Annotated in this window: 18 protein-coding genes; 5 read left to right on the top strand and 13 right to left on the bottom strand. The window is 67.3% G+C overall.

The genetic code is table 11. The features are described from left to right. The first annotated feature begins 2 nt into the window (after positions 1 to 2). The 5 genes from QX039_RS00405 to QX039_RS00385 are packed head-to-tail and all read left to right on the top strand — an operon-like array spanning position 3 to position 4,684. Positions 3 to 1,391, top strand: coding sequence for a nitrous oxide reductase family maturation protein NosD (locus QX039_RS00405; RefSeq protein ID WP_315739551.1), 1,389 nt, complete (start codon positions 3 to 5; stop codon positions 1,389 to 1,391). After that, positions 1,388 to 2,308 (top strand): ABC transporter ATP-binding protein, encoded by a 921-nt coding sequence (locus QX039_RS00400; RefSeq protein ID WP_315739549.1) that lies wholly within the window; start codon positions 1,388 to 1,390, stop codon positions 2,306 to 2,308. The genes QX039_RS00405 and QX039_RS00400 overlap by 4 nt, the downstream gene beginning before the upstream one ends. Beyond that, a complete protein-coding gene (locus QX039_RS00395; protein ID WP_315739548.1) occupies positions 2,305 to 3,135 on the top strand; it encodes an ABC transporter permease in 831 nt (276 codons plus the stop codon). The genes QX039_RS00400 and QX039_RS00395 overlap by 4 nt, the downstream gene beginning before the upstream one ends. Continuing rightward, positions 3,132 to 3,689 carry a nitrous oxide reductase accessory protein NosL gene (locus QX039_RS00390; protein ID WP_315739547.1) on the top strand — a complete coding sequence of 186 codons (558 nt, stop codon included), beginning with the start codon at positions 3,132 to 3,134 and terminating at the stop codon, positions 3,687 to 3,689. Before QX039_RS00395 ends, QX039_RS00390 begins: the two co-directional genes overlap by 4 nt. Next, positions 3,686 to 4,684 (top strand): FAD:protein FMN transferase, encoded by a 999-nt coding sequence (locus QX039_RS00385; RefSeq protein ID WP_315739546.1) that lies wholly within the window; start codon positions 3,686 to 3,688, stop codon positions 4,682 to 4,684. The genes QX039_RS00390 and QX039_RS00385 overlap by 4 nt, the downstream gene beginning before the upstream one ends. A gap of 114 nt (positions 4,685 to 4,798) precedes the next feature. Here the strand turns inward: QX039_RS00385 and QX039_RS00380 are convergent, their stop codons facing one another. From QX039_RS00380 to QX039_RS00320, 13 genes are read right to left on the bottom strand one after another with little or no spacing between them, the layout of a single operon-like run. Beyond that, positions 4,799 to 5,413: an FMN-dependent NADH-azoreductase gene (locus tag QX039_RS00380; protein ID WP_315739545.1), complete on the bottom strand. Its 615-nt coding sequence runs from the start codon at positions 5,411 to 5,413 to the stop codon at positions 4,799 to 4,801. 3 nt (positions 5,414 to 5,416) lie between these two features. Next, complete coding sequence (locus QX039_RS00375; protein ID WP_315739543.1) at positions 5,417 to 7,015, bottom strand: isochorismatase family protein; 1,599 nt, start codon at positions 7,013 to 7,015, stop codon at positions 5,417 to 5,419. Positions 7,016 to 7,033: 18 nt separating this feature from the next. After that, positions 7,034 to 7,882: an MBL fold metallo-hydrolase gene (locus tag QX039_RS00370; protein WP_315739542.1), complete on the bottom strand. Its 849-nt coding sequence runs from the start codon at positions 7,880 to 7,882 to the stop codon at positions 7,034 to 7,036. Positions 7,883 to 7,921: 39 nt separating this feature from the next. Then, positions 7,922 to 8,809 (bottom strand): amidohydrolase family protein, encoded by an 888-nt coding sequence (locus QX039_RS00365; protein ID WP_315739541.1) that lies wholly within the window; start codon positions 8,807 to 8,809, stop codon positions 7,922 to 7,924. Beyond that, positions 8,806 to 9,924: a VWA domain-containing protein gene (locus QX039_RS00360; RefSeq protein ID WP_315739540.1), complete on the bottom strand. Its 1,119-nt coding sequence runs from the start codon at positions 9,922 to 9,924 to the stop codon at positions 8,806 to 8,808. Before QX039_RS00360 ends, QX039_RS00365 begins: the two co-directional genes overlap by 4 nt. Beyond that, positions 9,921 to 10,802 carry a MoxR family ATPase gene (locus tag QX039_RS00355; protein WP_315739539.1) on the bottom strand — a complete coding sequence of 294 codons (882 nt, stop codon included), beginning with the start codon at positions 10,800 to 10,802 and terminating at the stop codon, positions 9,921 to 9,923. Before QX039_RS00355 ends, QX039_RS00360 begins: the two co-directional genes overlap by 4 nt. 6 nt (positions 10,803 to 10,808) lie before the next feature. Further along, positions 10,809 to 11,831, bottom strand: a complete 1,023-nt coding sequence (locus QX039_RS00350; RefSeq protein ID WP_315739537.1) for a xanthine dehydrogenase family protein molybdopterin-binding subunit — start codon at positions 11,829 to 11,831, stop codon at positions 10,809 to 10,811. Position 11,832: 1 nt separating this feature from the next. Next, positions 11,833 to 13,407, bottom strand: coding sequence for a xanthine dehydrogenase family protein molybdopterin-binding subunit (locus tag QX039_RS00345; protein ID WP_315739536.1), 1,575 nt, complete (start codon positions 13,405 to 13,407; stop codon positions 11,833 to 11,835). Between the two features lie 12 nt (positions 13,408 to 13,419). Beyond that, positions 13,420 to 13,899 carry a (2Fe-2S)-binding protein gene (locus QX039_RS00340; RefSeq protein ID WP_315739535.1) on the bottom strand — a complete coding sequence of 160 codons (480 nt, stop codon included), beginning with the start codon at positions 13,897 to 13,899 and terminating at the stop codon, positions 13,420 to 13,422. A 3-nt stretch (positions 13,900 to 13,902) separates the two neighbouring features. After that, on the bottom strand, positions 13,903 to 14,724 hold the full coding sequence (locus QX039_RS00335; RefSeq protein WP_315739533.1) for an FAD binding domain-containing protein: 822 nt from the start codon (positions 14,722 to 14,724) through the stop codon (positions 13,903 to 13,905). A gap of 15 nt (positions 14,725 to 14,739) precedes the next feature. Beyond that, positions 14,740 to 15,183 carry an SRPBCC family protein gene (locus QX039_RS00330; protein WP_315739532.1) on the bottom strand — a complete coding sequence of 148 codons (444 nt, stop codon included), beginning with the start codon at positions 15,181 to 15,183 and terminating at the stop codon, positions 14,740 to 14,742. A 3-nt stretch (positions 15,184 to 15,186) separates the two neighbouring features. Beyond that, positions 15,187 to 15,624 carry an SRPBCC family protein gene (locus QX039_RS00325; protein ID WP_315739531.1) on the bottom strand — a complete coding sequence of 146 codons (438 nt, stop codon included), beginning with the start codon at positions 15,622 to 15,624 and terminating at the stop codon, positions 15,187 to 15,189. Between the two features lie 6 nt (positions 15,625 to 15,630). After that, the gene (locus tag QX039_RS00320) at positions 15,631 to 18,525 is read right to left on the bottom strand and encodes a flotillin family protein (RefSeq protein ID WP_315739530.1); all 2,895 of its coding nucleotides are present in this window, start codon (positions 18,523 to 18,525) and stop codon (positions 15,631 to 15,633) included. Positions 18,526 to 18,562 lie beyond the last annotated feature (37 nt).

The raw sequence follows: 18,562 nt of genomic DNA, 5'->3' as shown, positions 1-18,562 counted from the left end.
CGATGCGGCGCATGCGCCATATCAAGACTCTGGGGCTGGCGACGCTCGTCGTCGCCGGCCTGCCCTTCCGCGCCCAGGCGGCGACTCTGCAGGTCGGAGCTGAAACCACCGACCTGCAGGCCCTGCTCGACCGCGCCGCCGACGGCGACGAGATCGCGCTCGCCACCGGCACCTATCGCGGACCGCTACGGATCAGCCACCGCTTGACGCTGGCTGGGGCTCCAGGCGCCGTGATCAGCGGTGGCGGCGAGGGCAGCGTCATCACCGTGGCGGCGCCGGGCACCGTCATTCGCGGCCTCGCCATCGACGGATCCGGCCGTGCGCTGGAGCAGATGGATTCCGGCATCTTCGTCGAGCAGGCCGCGCACGACGCACTGATCGAGAACAACCGCATCGAAGGCAATCTGTTCGGCGTCTATCTGCACGGATCGGCCAACGCCATGGTCCGTCACAACAGCATCATCGGCCTGCGCGCGACGCGTGGCGGCGTGACCGGCAACGGCGTCTCCGTCTGGAACGCGCCGGGCGCCAAGGTGATCGACAACCAATTCCGGTACGGCCGCGATGGCGTGTTCGCCATCACCAGCCGCAACAACGTCTTCAGCCGCAATCGCTTCAGCGACCTGCGCTTCGCGGTGCACTTCATGTACACCAACGACAGCGAAATCTCCGGCAACGTCTCGACCCGCAACATCATCGGCTATGCGATGATGTTCTCCAAGGCGCTCGTCGTGAGGGATAACGTCTCGGATCACGACCGCGACCGCGGCTTGCTGTTCAACGCGGCCAATGGCTCGCAGATCTCCGGCAACAGCGTGATCGGCGGGCTCCAGCCGGCAGACCGCTGGGCCACCGCGGAGAACCGGGGCACCGACGAAGGCGTGCCGCAGGCCGATGCGAGCACGGCCACGCCGACCGCCGGCGCCCGTCCCGGTCCCGAGAAATGCGTGTTCATCTACAACACCAACAACAACCATATCACCGACAACTGGTTCGAAGGGTGCGAGATCGGCGTTCACTTCACCGCCGGCTCCGAGGGCAACGACATCAGGGGCAATGCCTTCGTCAACAATGCCAGCCAGATCAAGTATGTCGGCACCCGCCATCTCGACTGGTCGAAAAACGGCCGCGGCAATTATTGGAGCGACAACCCGGGCTTCGACCTCAACGGCGACGGCATCGCCGACACCGCCTATCGGCCGAATGATCTGATCGACCGCGTATTGTGGACCGCGCCGGCCGCCAAGGTCCTGATCAACAGCCCAGCCGTGCAGGTGATCCGCTGGGCGCAGGCGCAGTTTCCCGCGATCCTGCCCGGCGGAGTCGTCGACAGCCATCCCCTGATATCGCCGCCGGCGCGCCGCGCCGCTGCAGAAAGCGGGCCTCGATGACCGCGACGATCCATGTCGCCGACGTGATCAAGCACTACGGCAAGGTCGAAGCCGTGAGGGGCGTCTCGTTCGATCTCGCCGCCGGCGAGATGGTGGCGCTGATCGGCCACAACGGCGCCGGCAAGACGACGCTGATGAAGATGATGCTCGGGCTGATCCGCCCCACCCGCGGCACCATCGCCGTACTCGGTGAAAATCCAGCCGCCGGCGAGTTCTCCTCGCGGCGCCGCCTCGGCTACCTGCCGGAGAACGTCGCCTTCGATGCCGCCCTTACCGGCCGCGAGACCCAGACCTTCTACGCACGGCTCAAGCGCGAGCCGGTCGGACAGGCCCTCGAGCTGCTCGACGTCGTCGGACTAGGCGATGCCGCAAAGCGCCGCGTCAACACCTACTCCAAGGGCATGCGCCAGCGCCTTGGGCTGGCACAGGCGCTGATCGGCCGCCCGCGCGTGCTGCTGCTCGACGAACCGACCAGCGGTCTCGATCCGGAGCTCCGCCAGACCTTCTACGAGGTGATCGAGCGGCTCGCCGCCGAGGGCACGACGGTGCTGCTGTCGTCGCATGCGCTGACCGAGTTGGAGGAACGCGCCGGCCGCGTCATCATTATGAACCGCGGCCTGAAGGTCGCCGACGGCACACTCGACGAGCTGCGCCGCCTCGCGCGATTGCCGACCCGGATTCGAGTCAAGGTCGCCTCCCTGCCGCCGTCGGGCCCGCCGGCCTGGCTCCCGCCGGCCGCGTCCTATCGCCGGGTGAACGGCCACATCGTCGAGATCGACGCAGCGCCGGACGAGAAGATCGAGCTACTGCGTCTGGCGACGGCCGACGCCACCGCCGTCCAGGATCTCGAGCTCATTCCACCCAGTCTCGACGAGCTCTACGCGCATTTCCTGCGCCACGCGGAGCACCCGCAATGACCAGCGTGATCACCATCGCCGCCAAGGAGATCCAGCAGGCGATCCGCAATCGCTGGGTGCTGGCCTCGACCCTGCTGCTGGCCGGACTCGCGCTGTCGCTGACCTTCCTCGGCAGCGCGCCGACCGGTACCGTCGGCGCGCGAGCGCTCGATGTCGTCATCGTCAGCCTGTCGAGCCTGACCATCTTCCTGATCCCGCTGATCGCGCTTCTGATCTCGCACGATGCCATCGTCGGCGACATGGAGCGCGGCACCATGCTGCTGCTGCTCAGCTATCCCGTAGCGCGCTGGCAGGTGCTGCTCGGCAAGTTCCTCGGTCATCTCGCGGTGCTCGCCTTCGCGACCTGCCTCGGCTATGGCGCCGCCGCGGTGGCGCTGCTGATCGCCGGCAGCCACTTCGACAGCGACGGGCTCGCGGCCTTCGCCGCGATGATCGGCTCCTCCGTTCTGCTTGGCGCGGTGTTCGTCGCAATCGGCTATCTCGTCAGCGCCGTCGTGCGCGACCGCGGCACCGCAGCGGGTGTCAGCATCGGCCTGTGGCTCGTGCTCGTCCTGATCTACGACATGGCGTTGCTCGGCCTTCTGGTGATCGACCAGGGCCGCAACGTCTCCGGCGGCGTGCTCAGCGCGCTGCTGCTGCTCAATCCGACCGATGCCTACCGGCTTTTCAACCTGACCGGCTTCGCCAATGTCAGCCTGTTCTCCGGCATGGCCGGGCTCGCCGGCAGCAGCACGCTGTCGGTGCAGGCGCTGCTCGCGGCGCTGGTGCTGTGGACGTTGGTACCGCTCGCCGGCGCCGCGCTGGCCTTCTCACGGAGGGAGCTATGAAACGCCTCGCTTTCGCCTGCGCGCTCATCGCCGCCTTTGCTCTCGGCGCCTGCGACGACAAGCAGGCCGCCGCGCCGCCGCCGCCGATCAAGCTGACGGCGGAGGCGATCGGGCATTATTGCGGCATGAACCTGCTCGAGCATTCCGGTCCCAAGGGACAGATCTTCGCCGCCAGCCTGATCGAGCCGGTGTGGTTCTCCTCGGCCCGCGACGCCATCGCCTTCACGATGCTGCCCGACGAGCCCAAGGACATCCAGGCGATCTACGTCTCCGACATGGGTAAGGCCGCGAGCTGGGACAATCCGGGTGCCGACAATTGGGTCGAAGCCCGCAAGGCGGTGTTCGTGATCGGCAGCCGCCTCAAGAGCGGCATGGGCAGCGACGAGGCTGTACCGTTCTCGGATCGGAGCGCCGCCGAGCGCTTCGCGGCCGAGCACGGCGGTCGAATCGTCGGCTTCACCGAGGTGCCGCGCGACTATGTGCTGAGCTCCCCCGACGACAACGCCGGCACGAACGAGCCGGGCCACAAGGACACGACTGAGGTGCGACGATGACAAATCAGCTCTCGCGTCGGCGCTTCATCCGCATCAGCGCCGCACTGGCGGGCCTTGCGATCGCACCCTGCGGCAGGCAGGCGGCCGGCAGCACCGCTGGCCTCGTCGAATGGCGCGGCACGTTGCTCGGCGCCGTTGCCACGATCAAGCTTCATCACCATGACCGGCGCGAGGCCGAGCGGGTGATCCAGGTCTCGATCAGCGAAGCACGGCGACTCGAGCGCCTGTTCAGCCTTTATCTTGAGGACTCGGCGCTGGTCACATTGAACCGCACCGGCGTGTTGGTCGCACCGGCGCCGGAGCTGGTCGACATCCTCACGCTCTCGCAGCGCTACGCCGCGTTGACCGACGGCCGCTTCGACCCGACCGTGCAGCCGCTGTGGACGCTCTATGCCGATCATTTTTCGCACCCCGATGCGAATCCCGACGGCCCACCGCAGGCGGCCGTACAAGAGGCGCTGGCGCGGGTCGGCCATCAGCGGCTCAGCGTCAGCCGCGATCGCATCGTCATGCCGCGCGGCACGGCGCTCACCCTGAATGGCATCGCGCAGGGCTATGTCACGGATCGGATCGTCGACCTGCTGCGCAGCGAAGGCGTGCAGCAGAGCCTGGTCGACATGGGCGAAGCCCGCGCCATCGGCGCGCGGCCGGACGCCCGGCCCTGGGAGATCGCAATCGCCGACCCCGACGTTCCCGATCGGATCGCCGCGATGCTACCGATCATCGATCGGGCCGTATCGACGTCAGGCGCCTATGGCCTCCGCTTCGATCCGCACGGCCGCTTCAATCATCTGTTCGATCCGCACAGCGGCGGCTGCGCGCAGCGCTATCGCAGCGTGACCACGGTCGCCGGCAATGCCACGGCGGCCGACGCGCTTTCGACCGCGTTTAGTCTGATGTCGGAGCCTGAGATCCGTACGCTGCTGCCGCGCACCGAGGTCGACCGTGTCCACCTGATCGACGCGGCGGGAGCCGCAGTCGACCTTATCGGTTGAATTCTTTCTGCGGCTGGATCAGTCGAGAGCACGATCACAGGACGCCAGTCGAGGGACGAAACCACCGGCACCTCGGACGCGATGCGCGCAGCGGGCCCGCCTCTTCATGTCATATCAAAACCGTGCAGCCATCTCCACGAGCCGCCTGTGCGCCCGCTCACGCGCCACGCCGGTGTGCGCGGCCGGCCCGATCGCCACGAAGTGCAGATCGCGAAGCCCCATGAAGCGCAGCGCCTCGCGCAAATAGGGCGTCGCGAGATCGGTGCGCCCCCGGCTGATGCCGCTGGTGAAGTCGCCTCCGCTGGCGAGGATCACCAGCGTCGGACGATCCTTCAGAAGTGGCAGGTAGCCGCGCGACGGATCGAAGCGAAAGGTGAGGCCCGGCTGATTGATGATATCCAGCCAGTGCTTGAGCTTGTAGGGAATGCCGAAATTCCACATCGGCGTCGAGATCACGACGCGCTCGGCCAGATCGAGCCGCACCGCCATGCGCTCGGCCACCGCGAACGCCTCCCGCTGGCCATCGGTGAAGGCGCGTCCACCCGTGCGGGCATACTTCGCCTGCAAAATCTCGCCCTCGAACTCCGGCAGCTTCTCGCGCCACAGATTCATCTCGTCGACGTCCCAGCCCGGCCGCGCCTGCCTGAAGCGGTCGAGGAAGGCGTGCGCGCCGGCGCTGGATTCCGAATCTGCCCGCGGCGAGGCGACGAGATGCAGCAGCTTGGGCATGTCTCACCCCAGCGCCCTGATCACTGCGTCGGCCCTGGTCACGACAGCAACGTTCTGCATGGCGAAGTTGATCGACGCATTGTGCCAGTCCGCGTTCATCGTCGAGCAGCAATCCTCCGGCACCACCATGAAGTAGCCTTTGTCGGCCCCTGTGCGCGCGGTGTGCTCGACCGACATGTTGGTCCAGGCCCCCGTATTGATGATCACGTCACGCCCGGTGGCCTTGAGAATGGTCTCGAGCCGCGTGCCCTCCCAGGCGCTCATCCGCATCTTCTCGACGACGAAGTCCCCGCTCCGCGGCTCCAGCCCAGCGACCGGCGCAGCCCCCCAGCTGCCGCGCACCATCGCCTTGCTGTCGACCAGCCCCTCGAACAGCGGCGCGTTCAACGTCACGCCGGGCGCGCCCGGCTCGACCACGAACCAGACGTGGACGATGACGACGCCGCGCGCGCGGGCGACCTCGGCAAGCCGGCGGACGTTGTCGACGACGCGCTGCTGCCTGGCATGACCGGGAGCCCCCGAATCGGCAAACGCGCCGCCGTCCATGATGACGTCGTTCTGCAGATCCTGGATGATCATCGCGCAGCGGCGCGGATCGAGCTGCATGTCGCCCGACGCCAGCAGCGGCGCCGGTGGCGCGCCTGTGGACGTCGCGCTGGATGGGGACGAGCCCGCCGCAGCCCCCCGCGTCTGGGCCCTCATATAGGGCTCGTGGCGCGGGCCGACCTTGGTCGCGATCGCATAGACCGAATGCGTCGCGGTGAGATAGAGCGTGCGAAAATCGGCGCCGCCCCAGGCGAGATTGGCGACCAGTTCCGGGACGCGCACCTTGCCGAGCAACTCGCCGGTGCGCGCATAGACCCAGACGCCGCCCGGCGCGGTCACCCAGACATTGCCGCGCTGATCGCATTTCATGCCGTCGGGCACGCCGGGCTCCAGCTCGGAGCGGATGCCGCTGGCAAACACGCGCCCGTTCGAGAGCGGCCCGTCGCTACCGACGTCGAACACGCGGATCAACGCCTGCACGGTGTCGTTGACATAGAGCAGCGCCTCGTCCGGCGAGAAGCACAGCCCGTTCGGCTGGTCGAACAGATAACGATCGACCAGCAGCCGCGGCGGACCGCCGCCCGGCGGCACCCGGTAGACGCCCTGGAAGCCGAGCTGGCGCGGCCGCTCGACGCCGTAGACCGGCATGCGGCCATACCAGGGATCGGAGAAGTAGATTGCGCCGCTGGAATGGACGCACACGTCGTTCGGACTGTTGAGCTCCTGGTTGTCGACATGCGAGGCCAGGATCTCGCGGCGGCCATCGGGCCGCTCGCGCACCAGCGACGACGTCGCGTGCTCGCAGACGATCAAATTGAGGTCGGCATCATAGGTCATGCCGTTGCACTTGTTCGACGGCCGACGCATCTCGACCACGCCGCGCTTCGCGTCCCAGCGGCGGCGGACGTCGGCCGGCATGTCGGAGAACAGCAGGAAATGCTCGATCGGGTGCCAGATCGGCCCTTCCGTGAAGTCGAAGCCGGTCGCGACCTGGGACACCGGTGCGTAGGGGTCGATCAAGCTCTCGAATTCAGGGCGCAAGGTCACATGGGTCATGGCCGATCCTCGCGCCGACTACGCCGGAAACCATTGCCGCTGCGGCAGCGACTGCACGATGGGACCCGGCACCTGGTCGTGCAACCGCCCTGTCACCACGCCGCCCTCGATCTTGGCCGGGCGATCATGCACCGGCAACAGATAGCGGGAGCTCGACAGCAGCTTCTTGATCGCCGCCTTCTCGGCGCGCTTCGAGGTGCCGTGATTGCCGGTCGTGCGCGGCTCCGCGTCCTGGATCTCGTTGAACGGGGTCACGATCTGGTCGTTGAAGTCGTAGATCACGTCGCCGCAGATGCTGGCGATGCCGTCGGCGGTGTGGACGTGGATGTTCATCGAGCCTTCGGTGTGGGCATTGGCGGCATCGCAATAGACCCCCGGCATCAGCTCGACAGGTCCGGTCAGCTCGAGATCGAGGAAGCGCAGCGCGCTCTTGGTGTGCAGCCGGTCGATCAGGTGCTTGATGTCCGGCGCCGGATATTGCGGGTGCATCAGCCCGGACACCGAATATTCAAGCTCGCGGCGGTTGAGCACGACCGTCGTGTTCATCGGGAACAGATCGTCCTTTCCCGCATGATCGATGTGCAGATGGGTGTGGCAGACATAACGGACGTCGCCCATGCGCACGCCATGCCGCGCCAGCTGGTTCCCGATCATGTTCTCATGGTACTGCAGCCCGCGCATGCCCAGCGTCTCCATGATCTGGTTGGAGCGGTAGCCGGTGTCGACCACGACCGGATACGGTCCGCCCAGGATCAGGAAGCCGAGCGTCAGCACCCGGCGGGTGCGGCCGCAGTCGCGGCCCAGCACGAGGAAGCTCGATTCGAGCTCGATATCACCATAGTCGAGAATCTTGATTTCCAGCGCCATGAGCGTTCCCTGTTGCTTTTGTTGTCGTTGCAGGCGGTATCATCCCAGCCGATAGACGCGGCGCGCCGTCTCTCCCATGACCTGCGCGCGTGCACGCTTGTCGAGGCCGTGGATGGCAGCCTCATAGGCTGCCACCAGTGTGCGATAGTCGGTCCAGAGCTTCTCGATCGGAAAGTTCGAGCCGAACAGGCAGCGCTCGGGGCCGAAGATAGCGAGGGTCTCGCGTACGACATCGGCGACATCAGCGGGATCGTTGCGGCGGATGAAGGTGCCGAGGCCCGAGAGCTTGCTGACGACATTGCGGCAGGCCGCAAGCTTATGCATGCCGGCGCGCCATTGCTCGCGTCCCGCCGGCGACCGGTCCTCCAGCATGCCGGCGTGCTGGAGGACGAAGGTGACGGCCGGACAGCTCTCGGCCAGCGCCGCGGCGCCGGCCATTTGCCCGGCAAACACCTGCAGGTCGAACGACCAGCCGTAGTCGGCCAGCCGCGCCATGTTGGCGCGGACATTCCGTTGACTGCAGAGATCGGGCGACTCCGCGAACCGGTACAACGGATTCTCATGCCAGTGCAGCTGCATGCGAACGCCGCGCACCAGCGGATAACGCGCGAGCCGATCGAATTGCGGCCGCGCGTCATCAACGGCGAGATCGGCATAGGCGACGATGGCATGCGGATAGCCGTGCTGATCGGCGGTGCGCTGCACCCACGCGGCCTCCTCCTCGAAGCCGTCCTTGGCCCAGTTGGTCTGGACGTAGACCGATTGCGTCACACCGCTGCCGGCGATGTCCCCGAGATATTCCTCGATCGGGTAGTCGCGCCGGATCGACTCATAGGGCCCGAAGATCCGCGGCTGCATCGGGCCGACCAGCCAGGGCAGGTCGGCCTGGCGCCAGATGTGATGATGCGCATCGACATAGCCGGTCATGCCGCCCTCCTCTGCGCCAGCGACAACACATGCGCGACGATGGCTTCGTCCGAGCCGCCCGGCACCATGTCATCGACAAGTGGCGCAATGGCCTGCAGCGCTTCCGTCTGCGGCCTGAAGCCCGGCCCAGTCGCCAGCGGCGTCAGCCAGCTCAGGCGCCAGGCGCGCAGCGACAGTTTCCACACGGCTTCGCGGAGCACTTGATGGTCACCCCGCTCCAGCCCGTCCGAGATCACCAGAACCGCCGCGCCCCGCGCATAGATCGAGAATCGCGGCACGCCGAGGAAAGCCTGCAGCGCCTCGCCGATGCGCGTGCCACCGTCCCAGTCGCTGACGAGATGCGAAGCCGCCAGCAGCGCCTGCTCGCGCCGCTTCAGCCGCAACGGCCGCGTGACCCGCGTCAGCCGCGTGCCCAAGGTGAACACCTCGGCCTGCGGCACCGCCTGGACCAACACATGAGCGAGCCGCATGTTGTCCTCGGTCCGCGCCTTCATCGAGCCGGAGACGTCGATCAACAGCAGCAGCCGGCGCAGCCGCGGCCGGCGCCTCAAGCGCCGCAGCGACAGCACCTCGCCATCGCGCCGCACGCTTTCACGCAAGGTTCGGCGCAGGTCGACGAAGCTGCCGCGCCGCGCGCGCATGCGCCGATGGCCTCGCCGCTTCGGTAGCTTCGCACGCGCCTGACGCGCCAGAAGCTGCAGCGGACCGCCTCCCGTGGTCGCACTCAACCGACGCACAACCAACGCCTCGGCGCGCGTTGCCGCCAGACCGGACTCGTTCTGGTCCTGCGCAATGTCGGGATCGACGGCGCTGTCGCCCTCCTCCTGCAGCCGCACGACATCGTCCTGCCTGTCGCTCTCGCTGAACGCCGTCGCCTCGGCGACACCGAAATGGACGTCGAACAGCAGATTGTAGGTCGCGAGCCGCTCGGGAGGTGGCGCGAGGGTCGCCGTCCCGGCACGGCGGATATCCTCGATGCTGACAGGCCCCAGCAGTTCGATCGCAGCGAGGAAGGCGGTGGTCTGCTCCGGCGCAATTGCGAAGCCGTTTCGCCGCAACAGCGCAGCGAATGTCACGAAGATCTCAGTCGCATGCGGCAGGCGCGCCTCGCTCATGTCATCGCCTCCGCAAGCAGGGCATCGAGCCGAGGCGCGATGAAGGAAAGATCCTCCTCGTCCTTCAGCGCTACGCCGATCGAGCGCCGGAAGGCGTCGGGCCAGCGCGCGCCGGTCTGGTTCAGAAGCGTCGCGGCCTCGGCCCAGTCGACCGCCTCGGCAATGCCGGGCGCCTTGCTCAACGGCTCACGCCTGAGCTTCGCCACCGCCGCCACGACGGCGCGCGCGGTCGCCTCGGCCACGCTGGACGCGCGCATCATCACGATCCGTGCCTCGCGCTCCGCATCGGGATAGTCGATCCAATGATAGACACAGCGGCGGCGCAGCGCTTCATGCAGCTCACGGGTGCGGTTCGAGGTCAGCACCACGATCGGCCGCTCGGCGGCACGGATCGTGCCACGCTCTGGAATCGAGATCTGGAAGTCGGAGAGGAATTCGAGCAGGAAGGCCTCGAACTCCTGGTCGGCGCGATCGATCTCGTCGATCAGCAGCACCGTCGAGTCGGGCGCGCGCAGGCAGGCCAGCATCGGCCGCTCGATCAGAAAACTCTCGCCATAGATGTCGATGCTGTCCTCGCCGGCCTGGCGGATCGCGAGCATCTGGCGCGGATAGTTCCACTCGTAGAGCGCCGCCGCAGCGTCGACGCCTTCATAGCATTGCAGGCGGATCAGCTTGCGGCCGAGCACCGCGGCGACTGCCTTCGCCGCCTCGGTTTTTCCGACGCCGGGCGCACCCTCCAGCAGCAGCGGCTTGCCTAGCGCAAGCGCGAGATAGGCAGCGGTGGAGAGTCCCTCATCGGCGAGATAATAAGCCGCGCGCAGCGCCTTCTCCAGCGCCTGCGGCGAGTCGATGCCGACGATGTTGCTGCGGACGACCATATCGTTTCACCGCCGCGTCTGCGGCCGCGCGCCGCCCTGAGCCTTGATCGCGCGCAGCACCTTCTCCGGCGTGATCGGCAGCTCATCGATTCGCACGCCCACCGCATTGAAGATCGCATTCGCGATCGCGGGCAGCACCGGATTGGCGCACATCTCACCCGGCCCCTTGCCGCCGAACGGGCCGTCCGGCGCGGGGCGTTCCAGCACGGCGATGTCGTGCGGACAGATGTCGCCGGGTCCCGGCATCAGATATTCGACGAAGTCGCGCGGCCCTTGTTTGGGATCGGGATAATACGGCTCGGTCGTCTCATAGAGTGCATGGCTCATGCCCATCCAGGCGCCGCCGACCAGTTGCTGCTCGACCAGACGCGGATTGAGCGCACGTCCCAGCTCATAGGCGCTGTCCATCCTGACCACACCGACCTCACCGGTCTCGTCATCGACCTCGACCTCCGCGACGAGGCACGCATGCGCGTAGCAGGTGGCCGGCGACATCTCGCCGGTCTCGGGATCGACGTCCGACAACGGCACCAGGAAGATGCCGCGACCGGAGATGGTCTTGCCCTGTCGGAACTGGGCGGCGATGGCGACGTCCTTGACCGAGATCGAGCGATGCGGCGCGCCCTTGACGTGGATGTTGCCGCGGCCGTCGGTTTCGAGATCGCTGGCGTTGACCTCGAGCTCCTCGGCCGCTGCCTCCATCATGACGCCGCGCGCCTCCCTGGCCGCCGCCATGACGGCATTGCCGACGCGATGGGTGCCGCGCGAGGCGAACGAGCCCATGCAGTGCGGCCCGGTGTCGGAATCGGCGGTGTCGACATAAACGTCCTCGACCGGCACGCCGAGCGTCTCGGCGCAGATCTGCCGCGTGACCGACTTCATGCCCTGCCCGAGATCGATCGACGACAGCGCCACCGTGAACTTGCCGCTGGGATTGGAATGCACCAGCGCTTGGCTCGGATCGCCGCCGAGATTCATGCCGATGGGATAGTTGATCGCCGCCATGCCGCGGCCGCGGTGCCTCGTCATTTCAGCGCCTCCTCGTGCCGAATACCGACGAGAACCGCGTCGCGCCGTGTGCGGGAGCCGGTGCCGGGCTCTGTGGGGGTGGTGACGGCGGCTCTGGAGGTGGAGAAACTGGAAGCCCTCGGTCGTAGCTCGTGCGCTGCTGCGCCGGCGCAGGCCGCGCGCTCACCGGCTCACGTGGCGTGGAGGGAACAGCCGCCCGCGTTCCGCCGCCATCCTTGCGCGATGACATGCGGCGGAACTCCTCGCGGATCGGCCATTTGGCCTTCTCGGCCGCGACCTGCACGCATTCGATCAGCGCCGTGTTCTTGGCCTCGCGGCGATGCGCCTTCATGTCGCCGTCGCGATAGGCGTTGAGGATGCGGAATTCCATCGGGTCCATGCCGATCAGATGCGCGAGCTTGTCCATCTGGCATTCGAGCGCGAAGTCCATGCCCGTGATGCCAAAGCCGCGCATCGCGGTGGCCGGCGTGCGGTTGGTGTAGACGCAGTAGATGTCGCCATGGACGTTCGGGATCGTGTAGGGACCGGGCAGGTGCGCGGCGCATTTGACCACCGCGTAGCTCGACAGCCGCGTGTAGGCGCCCGAGTCGAAATAGGCGCGGATCTGGCGCGCGACGATGCGGCCGTCGCGCATCACGCCGTCCTTGACGTAGATGCGTTCGGCGCCGCGGGGCGGCCCGAACTGCATCTCTTCCTCTCGCCCGAGCACGTAGCGCACCGGGCGCCCCGTCAACATCGCAGCGAGAATGGCGAGCGGCTCGGTCAGCGTGTCGACCTTGCCGCCGAAGCCGCCGCCGACGGTGCCGCCGATGAAGTGGAAGGTGTTGGACGGCAGGTCGAGGATCTTGGCGCAGGTGTCGAGCGAGAAGAACAGCGCCTGGGTGGAGGTGTAGACGACATAGCGGCCGTTGGTGTCGGGCGCGGCGATCGAGCCGTTGGTCTCGACCGGCGCATGCTCGATCGGCGACATCTGGTAGCGCTGCTCCAGCACATGGTCGGCCTGCGCAAAGCCGCGCTCGACATCTCCGAAGCGCAGCTTCTGGTGATCGTAGCGCTCGTGATAGGTGAACGTGTTCTTCGGATAGGTCTCGTTGACAACAGGCGCGCCCGGTCTCAACGCCTCCTCGACATCGAACACGGCCGGCAAGCTCTCGTAGTCCACCCGCACCTTGGCAGCCGCCTCGGCTGCGGCGCGCGGCGTGTCAGCGACCACGGCAACGATCGGCTCGCCCTTGTAGCGGACCTTATCGACGGCGAGCGTCGGCTCATCGTCCTTGCCGAAATTGATCAGGCTGAGCAGCGTGTTGAGGTTGCGCGGCACGTCGCCGCCCCTGATGATCCGCCGCACGCCGTCGCTTCGCTCGGCCTCGCCGGTGTCGATGCGACGCAGCCGCGCATGCGGCTGCGTCGACCTCACGACCCTCAGGTGCAGCATGCCTTGCAGCTTGTGGTCATTGAAATAGGTCGAGGTCCCCGTGACGTGGCCCAGCATGTCCTGGCGCTGCGTGCCCTTGCCGACCTCGTTGAGATTGTCGTCGCGCTCGTCGGCGAAGATGTCCTTGCGCAGTTCCAGCATGGCGATCTCCCCTCAGGCGCTCGCGCGCAGCGACGCGGCTGCCGCCAGCACCGCATTGATGATCGGCTCGTAGCCGGTGCAGCGGCAGATGTTGCCGGAGATCGCCTCCACCACCTGCTCGCGGCTCGGCTGCGGGATCTTGTCCAGCAGCGCCTTGGCCGCCATCAGCATGCCCGGCGTGCAATAGCCGCATTGCGCGGCAAACCCCTCGGCGAAAGCGCGCTGCAGCGGATGCAGGGTCGGACCGCTCTTGATACCGTCGAGCGTCTCGACCGCGCGGCCCTCGACGGCTTCGGCGAGCGTCAGACACGACAGATGCGCGTCGCCGTCGATCAGCACGGTGCAGGCGCCGCAGCCGCCCTGACCGCAGCCGAATTTCGGCGTGACGTCGCCGATCATCTCGCGCAGCACGACCAGGAGATTGGTGCCGCCGTCGACGAACAGCGCGACGTCGCAAGCATTGTGCCGGAACTGAAGTGGGGTCTTGGCCATGGTCTAGCTCTCCTGTCCCGACAGCAGCCGCCGCAGATGCACGCCGACCACCTCGCGGCGATACCACGCGCTCGCCAGCGAATTGTCCGTAGGTGCCGTTCCCTCGGCTGCCGCAGCAGCGGCGGCGCTGATCGCGCCGGCATCGAGCGGCCGGCCTTCGAGCGCGCGCTCAGCGGCCTTGGCGCGAACAGCGGTCGGCGCCATCGATCCCAGCGCGATCCGCGCGCCGGTCACGCGACCGCCGCTCTGTGGAAGATGCGCCGCGAGCGTGACCACCGATCCGCCCTTCGGCTTGATGCGCGCGATCTTGCGATAGCGGAACGCATCCGATGACGCCGGCCTGATGCAGGACACGGCGACCACCAGCGCAGCACCCTGGCGGTCGCGCGATTGCAGGAAATCCTCGATCGGCATCTCCCGGACGCCAAAGCCGCCCTGCAGCGAGACCATGCCGTCGAGCGCCAGCAGCGCCACCGTGAAGTCGCCGAACGGCGCCGGCGCGAACAGATTGCCGCCGACGGTCCCCATGTTGCGAACCGCCGGGCCGCCGATCGAGCGCGCCGCCGGATGCAGGAAGGACAGCTCGCGCTCGGCCAGAACGCGGGCGAAGGTAACGCCGGCGCCGATCCGGATGCGCCCGCCCGTGGCGTCGATGCTCTGCAGCGCGCGATCGGTGGCGCGGATCACGGTGGCGATCGAGACGTCGCCTTCGTTGAGATCGCGCATGACCAGCGTGCCGCCGCCGAGATAGCGCGCGGCGCGATCCGACGACAGCACCGAGGCCGCCTCGCTCACCGCCTGAAACGTCTTCACCGTGACCGGCATCGGTTCACCTCTTGCTCATGCCGCCTGCTTCAGATGCGATCGGATCGCCTCGAAGCCGGCCTGGTAGATGTCCTCTGCCACCATGCGCGTCAGCGCCTCGGACTGCTCGGGCCGCGTCGTGAACCGGCTCTCCCAGTGCCAGAAGGTGCGGTCACCGTCGGTGACCGGCAGCAGCCGGACATGGGCGACGTAGTTGAACAGCTGGATCGGCGTATCGAGCAGGCAGTAGCTGAAGCTCTGTTCGAGATCGGACAGCGCCAGCAATTGCTCGCGCAGCTCGGAGCCGTCCTTGAGGCGAAAACGCCTAACACAGCCGATCTTGTCGGAGGCTTGCGCGCGCTCGATCGCGGACGTCGCCACCGCCGGATGCCAGCGATCATGGCCGTTGAAGTCGCGCAGCACATTCCACACGATTTCTGTCGGCGCATCGATGATCGTGCTCTTGACGACGTGCGGCACGGCCTAGCCTCCGAACGCGCGCTTGAGGGCATCGAAGCCGCCCTGGAACACGCCGCCGCCGATCGAAGCGATCAGATCGGCCTCGCGCTCGGGCGCGCAGTCGAACTCGGCGGTCCATTCCAGGAAGGTCTTGTCGCCATCCGTGACCGGGGTCAGCCGCAAGGTCGCCACGTAGTTCGACACACCCATCGGCGATTCCAGGATCGAATAGGTGCAGAACATGTCGTAGTCGGACAGGCCGAGCAGCTTCTCGCGGATGCGGTCGCCATTGCGTAAGCGGAAATCCCTGACACAGCCGATCTTGTCGGCGGGCTCACCGCCCTCGATCCGGCTCTCCGCAATCGCCGGATGCCAGTTCGGCAAGCCGTTGAAGTCGCGGACGCGCGCCCACACCCGATCGTTGCGGGCGCTCACGACGGTGGAGACGTAGACCCTCGCCATGGTGCCTCACCCCTTTTTGCGCGGACCGCGGTCGGCCGGCGGTTCGGTTGGGCTGGCGTCCCCCCCTCCGCTTCCCTCTGCGTCCTTGCGCGCCGCGGTCTCTTTCCGGATGCCCTGCATGTCCCTGGCTTCGCGGATCAAGCCCGGCATCTTGGCAAGGCTGCCGCCCTCGACGCCGATGTCGGAGAGGATGGAGTCGATCAGCGGCGCCTGGACACGGTAGCGCAGCGCGGAGTCGATCACCTCGTCGGTAGCGCTGCGGCCCCCATTGCCGTTGCCGCCATTGCCGTTCAGGCCGTCGACCTGGAGGATCCGGATGCCCTCGATCTTCTCCATCGGCTTGACGCTCTCGCGCACGATACCCTCGATGCGGTCGAGCAGCTTGCGCCGGAACAGCGAGTAGCGCGCCTGGTCGGTCAGCACATTCTCGGCCTCGTTGAGCAGCTTCTGTGCTTCCGCCTCGACAGCCGCGCGGACCCGCTCGGCCTCGGCGGCGATCCGGGTCTCCTCCGCCTGCTTTTCGGCAATCATCACCTCCACGGTCTTGCGCCGGCGGGCGATCTCGCTCTCGCGCGCAGTGATCACTTTTTCCGTTGCCTCGGTGGCACGCGTGCGCGCCTCCTCGGCGGCGACCTTGGCCGCGGATTCCTCCAGAGACTTCTGATACAGCGCGATCGCCTTCTCCATCAGCGCCGTCTCGACGTCCTTCTCGCGGTTCACTTCGAGCTTGCGCAGCTCGCGCTCGCGGCCGATGCGGGCCTCGTCGAGACCGCGATCGGAGGCGATGCGCGCGCGCTCGACCTCCTCGCGGGCGGCGATCTCGGCCTCCTGCAGCGACTGCACACGCGCGACCTCGAGCTGCTCGATGGCGCGGCGGCGCTCCAGCCGGACAGCCTCCAGCGCCTGTTCGCGCGACACGTCCGCAGTCTCGACCTGCTTGCGCGCGACGATCTCGGCTTCCCTGACCTGCCGATCGGCATCGATGCGCTCAGCGCGCTTGGCGGCGAGCTCGATCACCCTGATCTCGTCGGCGAGCTCGATCGCTTTCTTCTGATCGATGTTCAGCACCTCGCGCGTCCGCGACGAGGCGATGCGCTCAGCCTCCAGCGCCAGCTCGACCTCGATGCGGCGCCGCTCCACGGCCTCGCGCCGCTTCAAATCCGCGGCTTCGACGGCCTCGGTGCGCTGGATCTCCAGGCTCCGCGTCTCCTTCTCCGAGCGGATGCGCTTCTCGGCGACTGCCTGCTCCTGCGCGATACGGGCCGCCTCGATCGCCTCGCGCGAGGCGATGTCGGCCTCCTCGATGGTCCGGATGCGCGCGATCTCCAGCGCACGCACCCGTTCCTCCTGCGCGATGCGGCTGGCTTCCGTCGCCTCGCGCGCGGCAATGCCGGCGATCTCGATGCCCTGGTTGCGCTCGATCTCCAGCTTGCGCGTGGCATGCTCGGCGGCGATGCGCTCTGCGGACAGCACCTGCTCACGCGCAATGCGCGCGGCTTCGACCGCCTTCTGCGCCGCGATCTCGGCCTCCTGGATGTTGCGCACCTGGGCGATCTCGGTGGCGCGCGTCCGCTCGTCGGAGCTGATGCGCTCCAGATTGACGATCATGGTCTGCGCGATCCGCGCCTTCTCGGTCGCCTCGCGCGCCGCGATCTCCGCCTCCTCGATCGCGCGGGTTCGCTCGATCTCGCGGCGGCGCGTCTCCTCGTCGTTGGCGATGCGCGCATCCGAGACCACGCGATCCTGCTGGATCCGCGCCTTCTCCACTGCCTCGCGCGCCGCAATCTCGGCCTCCTCGATGGTACGCGTCCGCTCGATGTCGCGCTGGCGCACCTCCCGCTCGGATTCGATGCGCGCGGCATCGATCGCGCGCTGGTTGGCGATCCGCGCCTTCTCGATGTCCTCGCGCGCCAGCAGCTCGCGCTCCTCGACAGCGCGCGTGCGCTCGATCTCGCGCTGCCGCGTGTCGCGCTCGGCCGCGATCCGCGCCTCCGCAATCGTCAGCTCGTTGGCGATGCGGGACTTCTCGATCGCCTCCCGTGCCATGATCTGTGCCTGCTCAGCCTCGGTCTCACGCAGCGCGCGCTCGCGCGCGACCTCCGTCCGCTGCAAGGCACGGCGCATCTCGATATCGCGCTCCTGCTCCAGCCGTGCCGTCTCGCTCTCCCGCTCGATCTCCAGCGCCTCGCGCTCGGCTTCGAGATTGCGGGTGCGGATCTTGATCATCGAGTCCTGCTCGATGTCGTTGCGCAGCTTGCGCTTGCTTTCGATGTCCTCCATCAGCCGTGTCAAGCCCTCGGCGTCGAACCGGTTCGAGGGGTTGAAGAATTCGAGATCGGTCTGGTCGAGATCGGTGATCGCGACCGATTCCAGCTCGAGGCCGTTCTGGGCCAGCGCCTCGGCGGCCGCCGCTTTGACGCGCGAGACGTAGTCGCCGCGCTGCTCGTGCATCTGCTCCATGGTCATCTCCGCGGCGACCGCGCGCACGGCGGAGATGAACTTTCCGGACAGCAACGCGTGCAATTTTTCCGGCTCGAGGGTGCGGCGGCCAAGCGTCGCCGCCGCGATCGACACGGCCTCGCGGGTCGGCTGAACGCGAACGTAAAAATCGGCCTCGACGTCGACCCGCATCCGGTCGCGCGTGATGACGGCGTCCTGCCGCGCACGCGTGATGCCCATCGGCAGAACGTTCATGTTGACCGGCGTATAGTCGTGGATGAACGGCAGCACGAAGGCGCCCCCATTGATCACGACGCGCTCCCCCATGAAGCCGGTGCGGACGAAGGAGACCTCCTTCGAGGAGCGATGATACAGCCAGTTGACGATGTAGACGGCGACCACGATGACGACGATCGCGACGATCAGCCAAAGGATCAGCTCACCAACCAGAACCCCGGACATCTCATTCCTCCCTCGGTCTCCCGTCCGGCGAGCGCCG

The organism is Bradyrhizobium sp. SZCCHNR1043 (assembly GCF_032489675.1).
Taxonomy (GTDB): domain Bacteria; phylum Pseudomonadota; class Alphaproteobacteria; order Rhizobiales; family Xanthobacteraceae; genus Bradyrhizobium.
Note: the sequence above shows the minus strand (reverse complement) of the source record. Positions and strands in the feature narration are given on the sequence as shown.